The 18,103-nt window shown below is 33.4% G+C and carries 19 protein-coding genes; 17 read left to right on the forward strand and 2 right to left on the reverse strand.

Going from position 1 to position 18,103, the window contains the following annotated elements:
* Window positions 1-2: 2 nt before the first annotated feature.
* The 10 genes from walK (at window position 3) to AC1DTM_RS01125 (ending at window position 10,961) form a co-directional block, all read left to right on the forward strand.
* Window positions 3-1,838: a cell wall metabolism sensor histidine kinase WalK gene (gene walK, locus AC1DTM_RS01080; protein ID WP_002144571.1), complete on the forward strand. Its 1,836-nt coding sequence runs from the start codon at window positions 3-5 to the stop codon at window positions 1,836-1,838.
* Window positions 1,835-3,178 (forward strand): YycH family regulatory protein, encoded by a 1,344-nt coding sequence (locus AC1DTM_RS01085; RefSeq protein WP_016106795.1) that lies wholly within the window; start codon window positions 1,835-1,837, stop codon window positions 3,176-3,178. Before walK ends, AC1DTM_RS01085 begins: the two co-directional genes overlap by 4 nt.
* A complete protein-coding gene (locus AC1DTM_RS01090) occupies window positions 3,159-3,995 on the forward strand; it encodes a two-component system regulatory protein YycI (RefSeq protein WP_016106794.1) in 837 nt (278 codons plus the stop codon). The genes AC1DTM_RS01085 and AC1DTM_RS01090 overlap by 20 nt, the downstream gene beginning before the upstream one ends.
* Complete coding sequence (locus AC1DTM_RS01095; protein WP_002138925.1) at window positions 3,979-4,773, forward strand: MBL fold metallo-hydrolase; 795 nt, start codon at window positions 3,979-3,981, stop codon at window positions 4,771-4,773. Before AC1DTM_RS01090 ends, AC1DTM_RS01095 begins: the two co-directional genes overlap by 17 nt.
* A 63-nt stretch (window positions 4,774-4,836) precedes the next feature.
* Window positions 4,837-6,024, forward strand: coding sequence for a S1C family serine protease (locus tag AC1DTM_RS01100; protein ID WP_088099756.1), 1,188 nt, complete (start codon window positions 4,837-4,839; stop codon window positions 6,022-6,024).
* Between the two features lie 53 nt (window positions 6,025-6,077).
* Window positions 6,078-6,263, forward strand: coding sequence for a CxxH/CxxC protein (locus AC1DTM_RS01105; RefSeq protein WP_002035001.1), 186 nt, complete (start codon window positions 6,078-6,080; stop codon window positions 6,261-6,263).
* A gap of 59 nt (window positions 6,264-6,322) precedes the next feature.
* On the forward strand, window positions 6,323-6,802 hold the full coding sequence (rlmH, locus tag AC1DTM_RS01110) for a 23S rRNA (pseudouridine(1915)-N(3))-methyltransferase RlmH (RefSeq protein ID WP_002123590.1): 480 nt from the start codon (window positions 6,323-6,325) through the stop codon (window positions 6,800-6,802).
* 203 nt (window positions 6,803-7,005) lie between these two features.
* Window positions 7,006-8,124, forward strand: a complete 1,119-nt coding sequence (locus tag AC1DTM_RS01115; protein ID WP_476999960.1) for a hypothetical protein — start codon at window positions 7,006-7,008, stop codon at window positions 8,122-8,124.
* 1 nt (window position 8,125) lies between these two features.
* Window positions 8,126-9,223, forward strand: coding sequence for a hypothetical protein (locus AC1DTM_RS01120; protein WP_476999961.1), 1,098 nt, complete (start codon window positions 8,126-8,128; stop codon window positions 9,221-9,223).
* Window positions 9,224-9,389: 166 nt separating this feature from the next.
* The gene (locus AC1DTM_RS01125) at window positions 9,390-10,961 is read left to right on the forward strand and encodes a DNA cytosine methyltransferase (protein ID WP_476999962.1); all 1,572 of its coding nucleotides are present in this window, start codon (window positions 9,390-9,392) and stop codon (window positions 10,959-10,961) included.
* Window positions 10,962-11,050: 89 nt separating this feature from the next.
* On the opposite strand, the gene AC1DTM_RS01130 is transcribed toward AC1DTM_RS01125, so the two are convergent.
* Window positions 11,051-12,199 (reverse strand): MvaI/BcnI family restriction endonuclease, encoded by a 1,149-nt coding sequence (locus AC1DTM_RS01130; protein WP_476999963.1) that lies wholly within the window; start codon window positions 12,197-12,199, stop codon window positions 11,051-11,053.
* Between the two features lie 370 nt (window positions 12,200-12,569).
* On the opposite strand from AC1DTM_RS01130, the gene AC1DTM_RS01135 reads away from it, so the two are divergent.
* The 4 genes from AC1DTM_RS01135 to AC1DTM_RS01150 all read left to right on the forward strand — a co-directional run bounded on the left by AC1DTM_RS01135 (window position 12,570) and on the right by AC1DTM_RS01150 (window position 14,554).
* The gene (locus AC1DTM_RS01135) at window positions 12,570-12,866 is read left to right on the forward strand and encodes a hypothetical protein (RefSeq protein WP_476999964.1); all 297 of its coding nucleotides are present in this window, start codon (window positions 12,570-12,572) and stop codon (window positions 12,864-12,866) included.
* 80 nt (window positions 12,867-12,946) lie between these two features.
* Window positions 12,947-13,126: a hypothetical protein gene (locus tag AC1DTM_RS01140; RefSeq protein ID WP_476999965.1), complete on the forward strand. Its 180-nt coding sequence runs from the start codon at window positions 12,947-12,949 to the stop codon at window positions 13,124-13,126.
* 294 nt (window positions 13,127-13,420) lie between these two features.
* Entirely contained in the window at window positions 13,421-14,191 is a 771-nt protein-coding gene (locus tag AC1DTM_RS01145) for a hypothetical protein (RefSeq protein WP_476999966.1), read from the forward strand.
* A 162-nt stretch (window positions 14,192-14,353) separates the two neighbouring features.
* Entirely contained in the window at window positions 14,354-14,554 is a 201-nt protein-coding gene (locus AC1DTM_RS01150) for a hypothetical protein (protein WP_476999967.1), read from the forward strand.
* Window positions 14,555-14,609: 55 nt separating this feature from the next.
* Here the strand turns inward: AC1DTM_RS01150 and AC1DTM_RS01155 are convergent, their stop codons facing one another.
* Window positions 14,610-15,080: an arginine repressor gene (locus AC1DTM_RS01155; RefSeq protein WP_476999968.1), complete on the reverse strand. Its 471-nt coding sequence runs from the start codon at window positions 15,078-15,080 to the stop codon at window positions 14,610-14,612.
* Window positions 15,081-15,413: 333 nt separating this feature from the next.
* On the opposite strand from AC1DTM_RS01155, the gene AC1DTM_RS01160 reads away from it, so the two are divergent.
* The 3 genes from AC1DTM_RS01160 (at window position 15,414) to AC1DTM_RS01170 (ending at window position 18,098) form a co-directional block, all read left to right on the forward strand.
* Window positions 15,414-17,264 (forward strand): hypothetical protein, encoded by a 1,851-nt coding sequence (locus AC1DTM_RS01160; protein ID WP_476999969.1) that lies wholly within the window; start codon window positions 15,414-15,416, stop codon window positions 17,262-17,264.
* A 50-nt stretch (window positions 17,265-17,314) separates the two neighbouring features.
* The gene (locus AC1DTM_RS01165) at window positions 17,315-17,827 is read left to right on the forward strand and encodes a hypothetical protein (RefSeq protein ID WP_476999970.1); all 513 of its coding nucleotides are present in this window, start codon (window positions 17,315-17,317) and stop codon (window positions 17,825-17,827) included.
* Window positions 17,828-17,951: 124 nt separating this feature from the next.
* The gene (locus AC1DTM_RS01170) at window positions 17,952-18,098 is read left to right on the forward strand and encodes a hypothetical protein (protein ID WP_476999971.1); all 147 of its coding nucleotides are present in this window, start codon (window positions 17,952-17,954) and stop codon (window positions 18,096-18,098) included.
* The last annotated feature ends 5 nt before the right edge of the window (window positions 18,099-18,103 follow it).

The raw sequence follows: 18,103 nt of genomic DNA on the forward strand, positions 1-18,103 counted from the left end.
ATATGAAGAAAGTTGGGTTTTTTCAATCTATTCATTTAAAATTTGTGCTCATATATATGCTGTTAATATTAATAGCAATGCAAGTAATTGGTGTATATTTCGTCAGGGAATTAGAAAAAAGCCTTGTAAAAGGCTTTCAAGATTCCTTAACGCAGCAAACAAACTTACTTTCTTATAACCTGAAGCAAGAGTTTGTAAAAGAACGTCCTAAAACAGAATCAGTAGATAAAGCTATTAATGATTCGATTCAAAAATTCGCATCAGATCGTAAGAGAGATATTCAAGAAGTAAGTGTAATTGATTCTACTAAAAAATTAATGGCAATTTCAGATGGGTCTAAGCAAAATAAGGTAGGACGAACGTCAGCAGATACAGCTGTACAACGGGTAATGGTACAAAAGAAACCAGAGTCAAAGATTGAGAAAGATGGACATACAGGTCATCGAGTTCAAGTTATGATTACCCCTATTCTAAAAGAGCCGGGCGGAGATGTACTTGGCGTCATTCATATTGTTGCATCTATGGAAGATGTGTATAAACAAATGAAGGACATCAACCAAATTTTCGCAACGGGGACAGTAATTGCTTTATTAGTAACAGCTGTACTTGGAATTTTATTGGCTCAAACAATTACGAGACCAATTTCAGATATGCGAAGACAAGCAATTGAAATGGCGAAAGGAAATTATTCGCGAAAAGTAAAGGTGCATAGTCACGATGAGATTGGACAATTAGCATTATCTTTTAACAATTTATCTAAAAAATTACAACAAGCTCGTTCCTCCACAGAAAGTGAAAGACGAAAATTATCATCCGTTTTATCACATATGACAGATGGAGTAATTGCTACTGATCGAAAAGGGGATATCATTTTATTAAATGATCCTGCGGAAAAGATGTTAAATGTTTCGCGTGAAACGGCGCTAGATCAATCAGTGTTAGAAGTGTTAGGAATACAAGAAGAATTTACACTTGATCATTTATATGAAGAACCTGATTCAGTTTTATTAGATTTTAGTACGAGAAATGAACCATATATTTTACGTGCTAGTTTCTCTGTTATTCAAAAAGAAACAGGGAAGGCAAATGGTTTAATTGCTGTATTATATGATGTAACAGAACAGGAGCGGATAGAACAAGAGCGCCGTGAGTTTGTTGCGAACGTATCTCATGAGTTAAGAACGCCGTTAACAACAATGCGCAGTTACTTAGAAGCACTTACTGATGGAGCATGGCAAGATCCAAATATTGCACCGCAATTTTTAACGGTTACACAAGAGGAAACGGAAAGAATGATCAGGCTTGTAAATGCATTGTTACAACTATCTAAACTAGATAGTACAGAACATCGCTTAATGAAGGAATGGGTCGACTTTACTGACTTCTTTAATAATGTTATCGATCGCTTTGAAATGTCTAAAGAGCAAAATGTAAGCTTCAAACGATCTTTCTCTAAAAAATCTCGATTTATTGATATGGATACAGACAAAATCACACAAGTTTTATATAACATTATTTCCAATGCACTAAAATATTCGCCAGAAGGTGGTACAGTAACATATCGCCTGCGTGACCGCGGGGAGTTATTAGAGATTAGTGTGAGTGATCAAGGAATGGGAATTCCGAAAGAAAATGTAGATAAAATATTTGAACGTTTTTATCGTGTAGATAAAGCGCGTTCGAGACAAATGGGTGGTACAGGTCTTGGGTTAGCTATTGCGAAAGAAATGATTGAGGCACATGGCGGCTCGATTTGGGCGAAAAGTGAGGAAGGAAAAGGGACAACTATTTATTTCACATTGCCAATGGCGACAGATGAAGAGGACGATTGGGAATGAGTATGGAAAACTTTAAAACGATAGTTCTAATTAATTTGGTTGTCATTAGTCTATTTCTTACTTTTAACTTATGGACATATGTTCCTGATTCCACTTCTATGCAAAATACAAAGTTCGTTCAAGGTAACGAAGAGATAAATCAGGTAAAAATTTCGGAGGTTGTTCGCCCATCCTCTGTCGTTATTCATAAAGAGAAAAATCATTATGTAAGCGAAAAGAAGGAAAATGTGGATTCAATCTATAAAATTCTTGAAAACGGAGAATTACATGATTTTAGGGAAATAACGGGGACAGTCCCTAAAGGTGATTTTCTGTCTTATGTACACGGAGAAGAAAAAATTGAATTTGTTTTCCCTACAAATATCCCGTTAGATACGATTAAAGATATGTTTAATATTAAAGATAAAAACATAGAAAGTAACAGAAGTTTTAATCGTATTATAATTGATCCTTCTAGAAGTACGGACCAAGAAATTAAAGTTAGCTTTGTTTCCTATGATACTCCTCATAAAATATATCAAGCAAAATTGAGCGGTGCTTATATAAAGGATATTATAAATGCTCAAAATCAACTTATAACAGTAGCAAGACCATATTTTGAATATCAAATAAATGATACAAAAAAACTTTTTTTACCAGATGGGATTACGGAATTAAGTAAGGCAGAGTATATTACAGCTAAACTAGAGGTGGATCCATTCAAAAATGCTTTATTTAGTGATCCACGTTATTTAAGTCCTATTTCTGAGAAAGAAAAGGAAACATTTACGGATGGCATCCGTTCTATGGAAATTGATAAGTTGGATGCAATGTTGAAATATAAAAATTCCGCTGTACATGGTGATAAACCTACGGATAATGCGGTGATTTTACAAAAAAGTTTTGACTTTGTAAGTGGGCATAGTGGATCCTTTAAGTCCTATCGTTTTGATTATATTAATGGGAGGAAAACTTCATTCCGTTTATATGAGGATGGTTTGCCTGTATTTAATGCCAATGGAATAGCGGAATTAAAACAAGTATGGGGTTCAGGTGAAATTATGCAGTATGAAAGACCCTTTTTTGAGTTCAGTATTACTTTGCCTAGTAAACAACAAACAACTTCTCTTGCATCAGGTCATACAGTGATGACATCACTAGAGAATAACCCGGAAATTGATAAAAAATCAATTCAGGATGTTGGTATTGGTTATAAAATGTCATTGGAACCTTCCATCAGTGATGGGAGTGGGAGAATCGCTGTCTTACAGCCGATATGGTATGTAAAATGTGAAGAAGATGGTAAGCAACAAATATATGAGTGGAGTGAGGGGGGACTAAATGGATTGGGATCGAATTAAAACCATATTTATTGTGACCTTTTTTGTTTTAGACCTCTTTCTTATTTTTCAGTTCATTCAAAAGCAAGATAGTAATCAATTAGAAATTGTGACGGAAACGAAAATCGATCAACAATTAAAAGCTGAAAAAATTACTATGGGGAATTTTCCTAAAGAACCGAAAAAAGAGTCATTTATAATGGCAAAAAATAAGGTTTTCAAAGAAGAAGATGTGCAATCTTTAAAAAATCAGACGGCGCATGTGCAAGACGAATATCAAATAGAGAGTAAATTAAAAGAGCCTTTTTTAAATACAAAATCATTGTCAAAAGATAAGTATAATGAGTTTTTGAAAAATTATGTGCTGGATGGACAAAAATATGAGTTTGGGGCAATAAAGGACTCAAAAATTTACTTCTTTCAAAAGTATAAAGATAAACCAATCTTCTACAATAATCGTGCGATGATTGTTGTAGATTTAAATGAAAAAAATGAGCTTATTTCGTATAAACAAACAATGTTAACGGATTTGAAGGAAATGGGCGAAAGCGAAAAGACGAAAGAACAAGAAATTATTACTGCGCAAACAGCTTTAGAAAATATATATTTGAAAAATAAAATTGCAGAAAATACGCACGTGAAAGAGGCGCAGATTGGATATGCGACTCTTGCGGAGTCTTCTTCTAATATACAAGTGCTTGCTCCAACATGGAACTTAAAGACAGAACAGAAAAAGGATTTTTTTGTGAATGCAATTGAAGGACAAGTTATGGAATTAGGGGAAACTCAAGTGCCGGAAGAACATAATGGAGTGAGAAAGAATGAGTATGCATTTTAGTGTACTTGCAAGTGGAAGTACAGGGAATATGTTATATGTAGGAACAGATGAAAAAAAGCTGCTCGTCGATGCAGGTTTAAGTGGTAAAGCGACAGAGGCTTTATTTAAACAAGCTGAACTGAATATAAATGACATATCAGGTATTCTTGTAACACATGAGCATAGTGACCACATTAAAGGATTAGGTGTATTGGCGCGTAAATATGATTTACCTGTTTATGCGAACGAGAAAACATGGAATGCAATGGAACATTTAATAGGTAATATCCCAACTGATCAAAAATTCATTTTCTCAGTAGGAGACGTGAAAACATTTGGAGATATTGAAGTTGAATCATTTGGTGTTTCTCATGATGCGGCGGAACCGATGTTTTATGCTTTTCATAACAATAATAGAAAGTTAGCTCTTATTACAGATACAGGCTACGTAAGTGACCGTATGAAAGGTGTTATTAAGGGAGCGAACGCTTTCGTATTTGAAAGTAATCATGATGTGGAAATGCTTCGTATGGGGCGCTATCCATGGAGCATTAAGCGACGTATTTTAAGCGACGTTGGCCACGTTTGTAATGAGGACGCTGCATTAGCGATGGCTGATGTTATTACAGACGAGACAAAACACATTTATTTAGCGCATTTAAGCTTAGATAATAACATGAAAGAATTAGCGCGTATGTCTGTATCACAAGTATTAGAAGAAAAAGGTTTTGGGGTTGGAGAATCCTTTGAAATACATGATACGGATCAAAAAATGCCTACGAAAATTCAATACGTATAATTCTTCATTTTAGTAAACAATAAAGGTGAATATAGTTGTTTTCAGGAAGATAGGTGAACAAATATGTCCTTTATTGATGAAGAAAAATATCGTATTAAACGCGCAGGGAAAAAGAAACATAAAGGTATTGTCATTTCTAGCATAGCGGGAACAATTGTAGGTGCTTCATTATTTGCATTTGGAGCTCCTTTATTTTCAAATCATGCAGGTAAGCTTCCGCAAGCTGAAGCAAGTGAAAAAAATATGGCTGAAGCTCAAAGTGGAAATGTTCCTGTTAAACAGATTAGCTTTGTAGATGCTGTTGATCGTGCTTCAGAGGCTGTTGTTGGTGTTATTAATATTCAACGAGACGATTTTTCAGAGGCTGATTCGGAGGCTGGTACAGGCTCTGGTGTGATTTATAAGAGAACAGATGGACATGCGTATATTGTAACGAATAACCACGTTGTTGCTGGGGCGAATCGTATTGAAGTGAGCTTAAGTGACGGTAAGAAAATTCCAGGTAAAGTATTAGGAACCGATGTAGTCACGGACTTAGCTGTACTAGAAATAGATGCGAAGCATGTGAAGAAAGTGATTGAAATTGGCGAATCTAATACCGTTCGTAGAGGAGAACCAGTTATTGCGATTGGAAATCCACTGGGGTTACAATTTTCCGGAACTGTCACACAAGGTATTATTTCGGCTAATGAGCGTATTGTTCCTGTAGATTTAGATCAAGATGGACATTACGATTGGCAAGTAGAAGTATTGCAAACAGATGCGGCAATTAATCCAGGTAATAGTGGTGGAGCGCTTGTAAATGTAGCGGGACAATTAATAGGTATTAACTCAATGAAAATTGCAGCAAAAGAAGTAGAAGGAATTGGACTAGCTATTCCAGTTACGAGAGCTGTTCCTATTATGAATGAACTAGAAAAGTACGGTAAAGTAAGAAGACCTTACGTTGGGATTGAACTAAGATCATTAAATGAGATTCCGAGTTACTATTGGTCAAAAACATTACACTTACCAGGTAACGTAACAGAAGGAGTCTGCATTTTAGATGTGAAAAGTCCTTCGCCAGGTACGGATGCGGGTCTTAGAGAACATGATGTTATTGTGGCGGTAGATGGAAAAGCGGTGCACGATATTATTGGGTTCCGCACGGCCTTATATAATAAAAAAATTAATGATAAAATGACTCTTACGTTTTATCGTGGTACAAAACGAGCGACAACAACGGTGAAATTAGGCATTCAAAAGTATTAAAAACAGGAGGGCCTACCTCCTGTTTTCTATTGTAGAAAAGTGAGGTGAAGAATATGAATTTACCTTGTTGTTTAGAACATGTTGAATTAGCATTAGATATCATTGTGGATGAGTGTGAAGTCGCACCGGTTATTAACAATGTGGATAACTCTAAAGAAGAGAAAAAAACATGTGAATTTTGTCAAAATGAGGCGACATATGTTGTATCGAACACAGATTCTCACACAATATGTGGGTAACATTTGTGGATATGTGGATAAGTCCTGTGGATAACGTGTTTGTAAGGTGGGGAATAGATGTGAATATCTCGATTATTTCAATCGGAAAATTAAAAGAAAAATACTTAAAACAAGGTATAGCAGAATACTTAAAACGATTATCTTCTTACGCAAAAGTAGAAGTAATTGAGTTGCCAGATGAAAAGGCACCAGAAAATTTAAGTGCAGCAGAAATGCTAATTGTAAAAGAAAAAGAAGGCATACGTATACTGGATAAAATTTCTGATGATACGCACGTCATTGCGTTAGCTATAGAAGGAAAACAAAAATCATCAGAAGAATTTGCAGCAAGTATAGATCGCCTTGCTACATATGGAAAGAGCAAAATCACATTTGTAATTGGTGGATCACTGGGGCTTAGTTCTGAAGTAATGAAGCGTTCAAACGAATCTCTTTCCTTCTCAAAGATGACATTACCACATCAATTAATGCGATTAGTATTGCTTGAGCAAGTGTATAGAGCGTTTCGTATTAATCGCGGTGAACCGTATCATAAATAGGGGCGGTTTTTTGATTTTAATAATACCCCTTTTGTAAAGGGGTATTATTGAATCATAAAACAGAGAAAAAGCAGTTCTTAGTATTAAAATTTGAATGTCGATTTTTGGTAGTATTTAGTGTTTTTTTAGCTAACCTGCATCAGTTTATGATATCTTTAATTTAGTATAAGCAATGGTGTAAGAGCTAAATGGAGGTTAATGATATGAAGATAAATGTTATTGGAACTGCAAAGGATTTTAGAACGGACACTAATGTAATTTATGCCACAATGTTAATAGATGATTATTTACAATTAGTGGGTGAGGACTTTAGTGAATTTTATATCCAAAGAAAAAAAGAAACCCATAAAGCTTACAAACGTTTAAAGAGGGACATTTTAGATGGTACTTTATTACCGTCCATTACTTTAGCAATCAAACCTGATTACGTTAGTGGAATATCTGAAATTATTAATGATGGAAACCAATTGAAATTAGAAACAGAACTGGCTAAAAAGGGTATAGTCAATATACTTGATGGTTTACAACGGACATATATACTAAAAGAGTTAAAAGAAAGTGGAAAAGAATTTAAAGAAGGGCAATCGCTTTTATTAGAATTTTGGTTGGAAGCTGATATCAAACATTTAATTTATAGATTAATTGTGTTAAATTCAGGACAAAAACCAATGTCCATGAGACATCAAGTTGAGCTACTTTTCTTAACAATAAAAGAAAATTTAGAAAAAGAAATTACAGGTCTTGAGATATATCTAGAAAGAGATGAAGAAAGACGTGATAAACCAAGAAAATATTCTTTAGATAGATTAGTCACGGCATACCAAAGTTTTATGACTAAAAGTCCAGAGGTTAGAAGGGATAACATAGTTGCCACAAAGATGGTTGAGGATGAGATCCTGGGTTCTGATGAAGAAAGTTTGGATGAGAATTTCAAAACATTTAAGGCGTATTTAGAAAAGTATGCGGATATAGATACTGAGATGAACAGAATTTATAAAAATGGAAAAGCAAACTGGCTAGCCGATGAAAATGTAATGAATGCTTTCTTTGCTGCGTTATCTGATTTTGGTTCAATTAACGATGTTAGAAAACAAAGAATTGATACTGCGTTAAATAATTTACTAGAACTTATTAAAACTTCTGGACCAGAAGATGATCCATTAGGATTAGAAAAATTTAATGATATTAAGTCTGGTTTAAATCCTAAAAAGGATAATGTAGGCTTCGCTACTAGAAAATTATTAGTTGCTGCTTTTAAAGAATTTTTTAGGGAGGAAGGAGAAAAAACTTTAGAAGCATGTTGGATTGCGGAGGCAGAATAATATGAATTATTCCCAATTAACAGAAGTCAATATAGTTGAATATGAAAATTTACCTGTAGAAATTACATCTATAAAAGATTTGAATTACGAGGGATATTATTCACTAAATGATAAAGTCCCTATCCCAATTGTTGATATTAGCTCGATGTATAAGCAGGATGACCCGGTAGAATTATATGATGAACAAGGAAATGAAATAGGGTTAATCTACTATTGTAGTAATAGGAAGAAACAGTTGCTTAACTCTCTTAATGAGTGGAAATTCATTGCGTATCTTTCTGAAGTTGAAAAGGATATATTTTTAGATAATCAACATGAATATGAATTTGAATATAGCTACCTATTATTAGAAGAAGAATATTTTTCGGAGTATATGAGCAAGTATTATGATACAGCACCAATTTGGGGGCACTTTAGTCATAAAGATGTTTTTCCTGAACCTTATCAAAAGAATCTAAAAAAGATCAGTGTTGTCAGTGATCTAGAATATCATACAGTTGTGCATCATGATAATGCATTAAGAGCTTTAAAGCAACCATATGCTTTTGAGAGATATTTGAAAAATTATCATCATATGGAGTTGCTTTTTGATAAGGACTTAGTTGAAAAAATAAGTAGTTTACGAGATGATTTCACGGAACTAGGTATATTATTGAAATCATTCGAGGATTCAGAAAGCAAAAAATTAATAAGTGTAATGGAAAATAGATGCACAGATATAGATAGTATTTGTAATAGCCTTAATTTAGTTGATAGGTATAAGAGTATTGCAAAAAAAATATTTTTTGATTTTGGTAAAAAGAGCGACCCTTTGGGGAATGACTTCTCCTTGTTAGAGAGCATTTTGTTAGAAACAGGTGGCTTTAATGAGCAGAATTGTAAAAAACATTTGCCTAATAAAGCAAAAGATAGGGAGAAATTTGAGAAATTTATAATTAGTCTTTCAGCCTATTGGATTTATAGAATAAGATGTTCTATCGCACATAATAAGATAGGCGAGTATATTCTTAATCATAGAGAAGAAGAGTTTGTTTCTGAATTTGGAGAAACCTTAATTAATACGGTAGTACTACAAGTATTAAAAAAGAAACCAATTTAAAAAAGGAATCCGAGAGATTTATTAGAGAAAATATACAATTAGTGTATTTTCTCTTTTTTATTATATGTAAAAAAAAAACTAACATAACAAATATAGGAATTAAATTAAAATTTTAATCCTGGAAAATTATTCGACAATATGTTACATTATATCAGAGGTGAATTGGATGTACGCGATAGATTTATTTTGCGGTGCTGGAGGGTTTAGCGAAGGTATAATTCAAGCTGGATTTCACATCGTTTTTTCAAGTGATAGAAGTGAACATGTAAAGGCAACATATATGAATAGGCATGAACAATTAGGTTTAATAAATGGTGAGAATACTCATTTTGAATTAGCTGACGTTAGAGATTTAGATGGTGAACTTATCTTTAATAGAATAAATTCTTTGCCAATCTTTTTAGATAATCCATTGAATGTTGGGACTATAGATGCCATATTTGGAGGGCCACCATGTCAGGGGTTCAGTCGAGCTGGGAGGAAAGATCCTAATGATCCTCGAAACATGCTATTTCACGAATACGTTAGAATAATTAGTGAAGTTGAGCCTAGGTATGTGGTTATGGAAAATGTAGAGGGATTTATGGATACTAAACTTACTGGTTTCCGTAGTTTGCAGGAAGATGTGGTATATGCAGGTGAACATTTTGTGAGTGATATATTGCAAAATGAACTAAACCTAATTGGTTATAATGTATTACAACCCCAAATATTAAATGCAGCTGATTATGGTGTTCCACAGAGAAGAAAGAGGGCTATATTTATTGCTTACCGAAATGGAGAAAGTGAACCTTGTTATCCTGTTCCTACAACTCCAGAAGAACATCAGAGGGTAACGGTGTTTCAAGCCATTGGTGATTTGATTATAAATGGTGAACATCCAGAAATAGATAATGGAGACTATATTAACGCTTCTATGACAGGAAGAACCCCTGATACGGAGGGAAGGCCCTTGAGAAGGAGTGGTACTCCGTTGAATCATGAAACTTCGACACACTCTATAAATATTATTGAAAGATTTTCCTTATTTAGACAAGGGGAATCGGCAAAAAAATTGGAGAATAGAATAAGAACAGAGGGTATTAATTTAGAAGAATTCCCAACATTATTAATGGAATGCACGTTTAATGCAAATACTAATATGAATCGAGAAATATTAAAAAAATTAGCATCAGAATTTGAGCTGAATATAAATACTGATGCTAATTTATGGTTAGTAAATACGTCAAAGTTGTTGGCTGCTATGTTTTTAACTGAAAATAGAGATGATATGACTGAGCTAAATAAAATGATGTTAAAGTTAAAAGATAGATTGAAGTGTACAGAAGATCAAGCAGTCGATTTTTATGTCCAGTGTAGAAATAGGTTAAATACAAATATTACAGCTGATGAAATTATAAATAGGTTTGCAGAGGGAAATGTGGATTCCGAATTGATGAAGAGCTTGTTAACTAAAAAGAATAGTCGTATTAAGTTAAATGGAAATAATATTTCTCCTACAATGCTAACTCTACCGGATGATTTTATACATCCATATGAGGCTAGGATTTTATCTGTAAGAGAAATGGCAAGATTACAATCGTTTGACGACAGCTTTGAGTTTTTAGGAAAAAGAACAACTGGAGGAACATTAAGAGGACAAGAAGTTCCGCAATATACTCAAGTAGGGAACGCAGTACCACCTTTATTAGCAAGGGCAATTGCATCTGAGATTATGAATGCTTTGAATTTAAATTAAAAAGAACGAAGATGATTTTTGTTAATATCATCTTCGTTCTTTTTTGATATTTAATCCAGCATACTTGTTGAATACAATTATTGCTGTAGTTAAGTTAAGTCAATTTGTTCAGTTTCACCAAACAGCAAGCTTCTATTTTTCGGGGCGATTCTAAAGCAATGCCCTTTATCTTTGTATCCTGTTCCATCTTTACGAACTCGTCCACGCCAATCAAAAGTAACAATTCCTGACGAAATCAGTAAAAGGAAAGAGCTGAAAATAGGTTTTCTTGTATATTCTGCGGAAAAATAATGGAAACTTATGTTGCCGTCTATTACTTGTTCGTCCGCAATGATCCACATGGTTTCTTTGTGCTTGTTATAAAGTCTCTCTTTTACTGCGTTAAATTCCCAAAAACAAGTAAGTGTTTTTTTTCCGTTTGGACTCAAATGATATTGTTGAATTTGCTCTTTTTCTTCATCAACAACAAGAAAAAGACCTTGAGCATTTGGTTTGTTTCCAACTGTTACATACAAATCTAAAAAGTCTTCGTATTTTCTTGAAGGATATCCAAACTGTTGAATCATTTGGTTTGATCCTCCGATTGGACTATTAGACCAATCGGGCACCATTGAAAACAGTGTGTCTCTAGTTTTTACATTGGAACGTTTAGCTTTAAGTTCAATTTGACCTTTAAAATCAGCTAATTTATCGCAATTGGGATGAATATTTAGTTCTCTTTCAAACGTTTCTCCTACATCTTTAGCGAATTTTTTGGAAGGTGAAACGCTTGGAATAAACCTTTTACGCTCAATGGTTTTCATTAAATCGATAAGCTCTTTCTTGACAATGTCATCGTCGGGGCTACCGAAACAATTACTAAGTGTGTTAGAATTAAAAATATCTTTTACAAGGGGAACTACGATAACTTTTGAGTTTAAAACGGTAAGCATAATCATGTCATCAGCATGAATATGTTTTTTAATTCCGTTAAACCAAAGTCGTGGGTCTCCTTTTTTCGTATTGGGTCTATAAAAGCTTATCTTTAGATTTAACTCTTCATTTGATAAAAAAACAACATCTTTTATAATTTTGTGTTCAGGTCCTTGGTCAATGTTGCTGTAGTCAACAACATTACCTTGTTTTAATAAGTTTCTGATTAAACCAGAAGCATCTATAATAGACTTCGTCAGCATGGTCGGAGTTAATCGAACCACAACATATTCTTCTGGATGAAATCGTAATACTTGTTCAATCATTTTTTGTTCTTCTGCATTTGGAGTAAAAAGTATGATAATCACATCCTACGTAATATTAGCTAGTATAAAAGGTATAAACACTGTTGTTTTATTTTTTTTACAGGGTGTATTTTTCGTTAAAACCTTTATATATAAGCTTATTTAGAATATATCACTAACAACTTTTGTTGTAAAGCGTTTTTGGAGTGATATGACAGGGGATCTTTGATACTGTGCAAATGTATAAGAAAATAGGGGAATCTTCGAATGTTAAGAGCAAGTGGTTAATCGTATTAATAGGAATATGAAATGTATATTATAACTATGAAAGAAGTTCAAGTGCTAATCAATGGTGCTTGAACTTCTTTTTAATTTTTAGGAGGTGATAATAATGGATTTAGAGTTAGAAGAATTTTGTAACGGATTGAAGTACAAATTCAATGTGATAGCTAAAGAAGAAGAAGTTGGTTGGGAGAATATAGAGCATTATCGAGATGAATTAGATGTAGACTTGTTTCCAACAGTTGTTTATGAAAGTTTACCTGATCCATGTTTATTTCAAGTGATGATCTTCACAGATAAGAATTTGAAAGATTGGATGTTGATTGTTCCTATTCATCCATCTACAAAAGAGCGGTTGTATACAATTTGGTTGAAAAACTCAGAAGTCGTTGATTGGGAAAAATAAAGCTGAACCGTATCATAAATGGGGGTGGTTTATTATAATTAGTTTAGTATAAAAATATGTTGTGTAAGGTGGGAGAATGTATGGATAACTTTAAAAAATCATTAGACGAATGTATAATAGCTTTTACTCATTTGAGTGGGGAGTGGGAAAAGTTAGAAAGGGAGTATTCGGATCAGCTATCAGAGAAATATCCATTTAATAAAGATTTTAGTGAACTAATTATTGACATGATGGAATGGAGAGAATCGCTTAATAAATAATTAAATATTATAAAAAGGTAAAAAGCTAGTTTGAACTAGCTTTTTTATTTTTGTTGAAGTACAAGGATTTGAAAATGGAATTAAGCAGTGGGTGCTCAGATCATTCCCCTCTGTCGAAATTTTAGAGCCTAAAAGCTTGCAAGAAGAAGTAATGATTATTTTGGAAAAAAGCTTAAAAATATATAGCTAAATTGATATAAATGGATAATGTGTGTGAATTTTTGTAAAATAGTATTTAGGTAAAGGGATTAAGGATATGAATACAGATGGTTGTAATTAAATGGAGGGGAAAAAATGAAAAAGATTGTGGGTAGTATTTTTGTAAGTTCTGTTTTATTAGTAACAGGGTGCAATAGTGATGACGTAGATGAAGCAGTAACTAAAGCTGATAAAAAGGTAAAAGAAGAGGTTACGGTAGCAACTACAAAAGATCATGAGTATGTAAAAATGATTAAAGCTTCTAAGCTGCCTGATTATGAAATAATGACTATAGAAGAAGCTTTTCATAAATTTTTTAAGAGTCCTAAATGGAAGTATTTCACATCTAAAGATAATGAAGAGATAGTTGAGTTTACAGGTAACTGTCTATATCGAGAGCAGGAAGTAAAAGCTAAAGTTCAATTTGTAATAAATAAAGCTGATAATACATTCAGATTAAAAGCCATGGCATTAAATGACATACCGCAAAACGAACTTGAATTAGCAGGAATGTTACATTCTATATATGGTATGACTAATGATAATTCAAAACAGAAAGAAGATACTCAAGATAATAATAGTGATCAAAGCAATCAAGAGGAAGCTGAAAAACCAGAAGGATCTGTAAAAGCCGATTCATATTATGACGAGGTTAAGAATAAGAAAGAATTGGATTCACCGAAACCAGAAGGATCTGTAAAGGCAGATTCATATTTTGAGGAAGACAGAAATGTTGAAGAGGTAGATCCACCAAAACCAGAGGGATCTGTAAAGGCAGACTCGTATTTTGAGGAAGATAGAAATGTTGAGGAAGTAGATCCATCGAAGCCAGAAGGATCTGTAAAAGCTGATTCATATTTTGAATAGGATGCTCTGAAATGGATGAAGTTGTTGGAGATAGCGATGAAACAACCTACTGAAAAAGATGAATCAAATAATTAAATGAGAAAGGCATAATACCAATTAGCGTATTATGCCTTTTTATTATTGAAATGAAGATGGATTACCATAAAGAAGGGAGTAAATAGGATGTCATTTCTTAACATGCCATTAAAAACATTGGGAGGAAAAGTATGGTGGACGAATAACCATCAAAAAGGAGGGTGGAAGTTGCAACAACATATTTTGACGCAACATTATAGAATTCTTGATCCAGAAGATATACGCCAAGCATGGGGAACCGAGTATGATGCAATATATATAACATTTTTAAAATTCACAGCAAATTAGGAGAAATACTATAAAAAAGAAGGTTTTATGCAAAACCTTCTTTTTTATAAATATATTATCTTTTCTTTTTTTCAGGTTTTTGTATAAATTTCCATACGTTTTTAGCACTATTTTCATCCCGACAATAAATCATTAAAAAGTTTTTTTCAGAAAGGTAGCCCATAATTTCTTTTTTAAAACGGCTTTTTAAGAATAAACCAAGTGTGTTTGCCATATCATAGTTGCTTTCAATTCCTATTTGCAATTTCGTAAATCGCTTTCTATCTATAATATGTACATCCATGAGTTCATGAAGAAATGCTCTATTTTTTCTTGTTCTATGCTCTTTCCCGAGTATGTAGTAACCAGATTTAGATTTTTCAATTTTTAACTCTTCAAAATCTTTACTAATGGTAGATTGTGCAACGTTTATCTCACAAGCATCATATAGTAATTTTCTGACTTCCTCATGATTAGTGGGTTGATGTTCATCAATAATAGCGATTAACCAGGTTTGACGATCCTGTTTTGTAAGTTGTTTTGTCATTTATAACATGCTCCTTTTTATCAGATGAGGTATAAATTCAGTAGGATAGTAAAAAAAAATTAGAATTTTTTTTATTAGAATTTATCTTTTTTTTTTCGAAATGGTCAGTGAGTGCTTTCGGATACAATATTCCGTTCTATTCCGTTGGTAATAAAGGGTATATTTATATTTTTTTGTTTTTCAAGGAATAATCGCGGAATATTTTTGCCTTTTGAGGGAATAATATTAAATTTTTATATTTTATCATCCGTTTGAGTGTTTTACAACATGTTTTTTTGATTGTATGATAAAAACTATTCAAAGCAAGCAAGTTGAAAGAAGGAGGCGGATAGTATGAAAGGTAATAAAAACAGTAAACATTTGAAAACTCTAGATAAAAATAAGGAAGAGAATTTACAAAAATCTTATCCTGAAAATCCTATATATTCTCCTTATATAAAATGCGTTAGTAAAAATAAGAAGTTTGATTTAGGTGAGGAAGGCGAGATGTTGGCAATTGGGAATAAAGGGAATGAATATCAAATTGCTAATTTTGTTGCACGACCCGTAAAGGAAATCGTAAAAGACAATGGCCTTGAAATTGAAAAGTATTTAGAAATAACAGGTATCCTTAAAGGTGGGAGCTTGCTACCAACTATTCAAGTACCTATAGATGATTTTGATTCTATGTCCTGGCCATTAAACAAATGGGGGGTACAAGCCATTATTTCATCTTCAAATGGGGCGAAATCATTGGTAAGAGAAATGATCCAGCACATGGGAGAAGGGATAGAAAGAGTAGAAATATATCAGCATTTAGGGTGGAGACGAATTCAAAATGGAGAGTATGTATTCTTACACTCTAATGGTTGTATAGGTGGCGGCAATGCTTATGTAGAGATTGATGAAGAATTAAATCGGTATTGTTTACCTAATCAGGTAACTGATATAAAGAAGGCAACAATCGCAAGTTATAAATTACAAAGTATTGCACCACTACAGATAACGATGCCCATGATTGCCATGGTATATTTAGCACCTTTGTTGGAAGCGGCTAGAAGAGCAAATATTGAGCCTAAATTTTTGTTATGGATATATGGTATGACAGGATCGCAAAAAACATCTCTGAATTTAGTATTTTTATCCCACTTCGGGCAATTTATGAATCATCCACCTGCTAGTTTTAAAGACACGTTTAATGCCGTTGAAAAAAGGACATTTCTTGCTAAAGATGTATTAATGTTAGTTGATGATTATCATCCATCAACTAATCGAAATCAAAAGCTGGCCATGGATGACATGGCACAAAAAATCCTAAGGATTTATGGTGATCGAGTTGGCAGGGGAAGAATGAAGGCAAACACAGATTTACAAAAGACTTATAGGCCTATGGGATTGGCAACTGTAACAGGGGAGGATATACCTAAAGGTCAATCTTCTGTAGCTCGCTTTTTAGGAGTAGAAGTAAAACCTGGCGAGGTGAACCTTGAAAAATTATCTGTAGCGCAAGAGAATGTAGAATACTTACAAGAGGCAATGTTGGGATATATCAAATGGTTAATTCCTCAAATGGATGAACTGCCCACTAAGCTACAAGGTATGTTTACGAAGTATCGGATAGAGTTTAAGCAACATGTACATGGTAGGCTTGTGGATGCTGCTGCTTGGTTATGTATTGGTTATGAAATGATGCTGGAGTTTATGAAATCTATCAGTGTACTTTCGGCACAGAAAGCGGAAGTACGCCTGAGTAATGCGAAAAAGATCCTAACCAGTATGATTCAGCAACAGCATAAACTCGTTAGTGAGGACAAACCAGTTGAAATATTTATAAAGAGTTTAGCGTACCTTATCGCTAATTCTAAGATACATGCAAGAAATTTAGAAGATACGGATCATGAGCTTTTACTTAATAATCCTGTAGTTTTTTATGATAAGGATTACTATTACCTAAAATTTAAAAATGTTATGGATGAGGTACATAAGTTGCAAAGAATTCGGGGCAAAGAGTTTCCTGTTAGTGAATATATTCTCTTAAAAAATTTAGAGGAAGAGGATATGATACGAGTTGAGAAAGATGGTAATGGAAAAGTACATCGTACCATTAAGAAGAAAATTCCCAGTACAAATAAGTTGAATGACAGGCCAAGATTGTTACATTTGCATCGACATACACTAGATATAGAAATTAGTAATAATAACTAGGTTATTAAAATTATTTAATTATAATATTAAAATCAAAGGAGATAACTATTATGAAAAAGAGAAAGCGTAATTTATCATTATTAAATGAGTTAGATATGGAAAATGAGGATTTTGAATGGGAGGAAGAGGTTACTGATGATATGGAAGAAGAGATTGAGCTAGAAATTGAAGAGCCAGAGGAATTCGAAGATGAAAATGAAGGATCAAATGAAGAAGATGACTTATTAGTTGTTCATAGTACCTGTTTTATTACTAACATAAGGCCAGGAAAGCATAAGGCTATTGTAGAGGAAGTCAAAGGTTTGAAGCAGGAAGGATGGGTAAGGGTCACTATAACTTTCCGAATATTGGGAAAAAATGAGCCGGTTTCTTTTGTAGCAAGCAGCTCTATGCATAAAGGGGGTCGATTATATCCGATTGTGACTGGAATTTTAAATGATGAACCTAGTGTGGGGTTTTCATTAGGGAAATTACGAGAAAAAAAAGTTCTTTTAACGATTGAAAATCAACCAGACCAAAAAGGTAATATTTGGCCTAATGTAGTAGAGGCTAAGGGAATCTAGTATACATTTTGGGGGGATGAAGGGGCGTATTGAGTATATGATGAGCCCCTCTGGCCCCAAAAGCTTTGGTAACTGAATTGAAATCAAGTTGAAATAGATATTATAAATTTGTAGGAGGATCAATATGAAATATACAGATCATAATTATAAATATTTTGTAGAATTATTAGCTGAATTAATTGTTACACATCATAACAAAATAGCGAGAAATGATGATGAAGAGCAAGTATACATTGAAGATCTTCCTATAGACCAAAAAGATATAGCATGAGGTGA

This window comes from Bacillus sp. P4_D3, assembly GCF_056401855.1.

Coding starts and splice junctions, on each gene's coding strand:
- walK (WP_002144571.1), top strand. CDS start 3: ATGAAGAAAGTTGGGTTTTTTCAATCTATTCATTTAAAATTTGTGCTC.
- AC1DTM_RS01085 (WP_016106795.1), top strand. CDS start 1,835: ATGAGTATGGAAAACTTTAAAACGATAGTTCTAATTAATTTGGTTGTC.
- AC1DTM_RS01090 (WP_016106794.1), top strand. CDS start 3,159: ATGGATTGGGATCGAATTAAAACCATATTTATTGTGACCTTTTTTGTT.
- AC1DTM_RS01095 (WP_002138925.1), top strand. CDS start 3,979: ATGAGTATGCATTTTAGTGTACTTGCAAGTGGAAGTACAGGGAATATG.
- AC1DTM_RS01100 (WP_088099756.1), top strand. CDS start 4,837: ATGTCCTTTATTGATGAAGAAAAATATCGTATTAAACGCGCAGGGAAA.
- AC1DTM_RS01105 (WP_002035001.1), top strand. CDS start 6,078: ATGAATTTACCTTGTTGTTTAGAACATGTTGAATTAGCATTAGATATC.
- AC1DTM_RS01115 (WP_476999960.1), top strand. CDS start 7,006: ATGAAGATAAATGTTATTGGAACTGCAAAGGATTTTAGAACGGACACT.
- AC1DTM_RS01120 (WP_476999961.1), top strand. CDS start 8,126: ATGAATTATTCCCAATTAACAGAAGTCAATATAGTTGAATATGAAAAT.
- AC1DTM_RS01125 (WP_476999962.1), top strand. CDS start 9,390: ATGTACGCGATAGATTTATTTTGCGGTGCTGGAGGGTTTAGCGAAGGT.
- AC1DTM_RS01130 (WP_476999963.1), bottom strand. CDS start 12,199: ATGATTGAACAAGTATTACGATTTCATCCAGAAGAATATGTTGTGGTT.
- AC1DTM_RS01135 (WP_476999964.1), top strand. CDS start 12,570: ATGGATTTAGAGTTAGAAGAATTTTGTAACGGATTGAAGTACAAATTC.
- AC1DTM_RS01140 (WP_476999965.1), top strand. CDS start 12,947: ATGGATAACTTTAAAAAATCATTAGACGAATGTATAATAGCTTTTACT.
- AC1DTM_RS01145 (WP_476999966.1), top strand. CDS start 13,421: ATGAAAAAGATTGTGGGTAGTATTTTTGTAAGTTCTGTTTTATTAGTA.
- AC1DTM_RS01150 (WP_476999967.1), top strand. CDS start 14,354: ATGTCATTTCTTAACATGCCATTAAAAACATTGGGAGGAAAAGTATGG.
- AC1DTM_RS01155 (WP_476999968.1), bottom strand. CDS start 15,080: ATGACAAAACAACTTACAAAACAGGATCGTCAAACCTGGTTAATCGCT.
- AC1DTM_RS01160 (WP_476999969.1), top strand. CDS start 15,414: ATGAAAGGTAATAAAAACAGTAAACATTTGAAAACTCTAGATAAAAAT.
- AC1DTM_RS01165 (WP_476999970.1), top strand. CDS start 17,315: ATGAAAAAGAGAAAGCGTAATTTATCATTATTAAATGAGTTAGATATG.
- AC1DTM_RS01170 (WP_476999971.1), top strand. CDS start 17,952: ATGAAATATACAGATCATAATTATAAATATTTTGTAGAATTATTAGCT.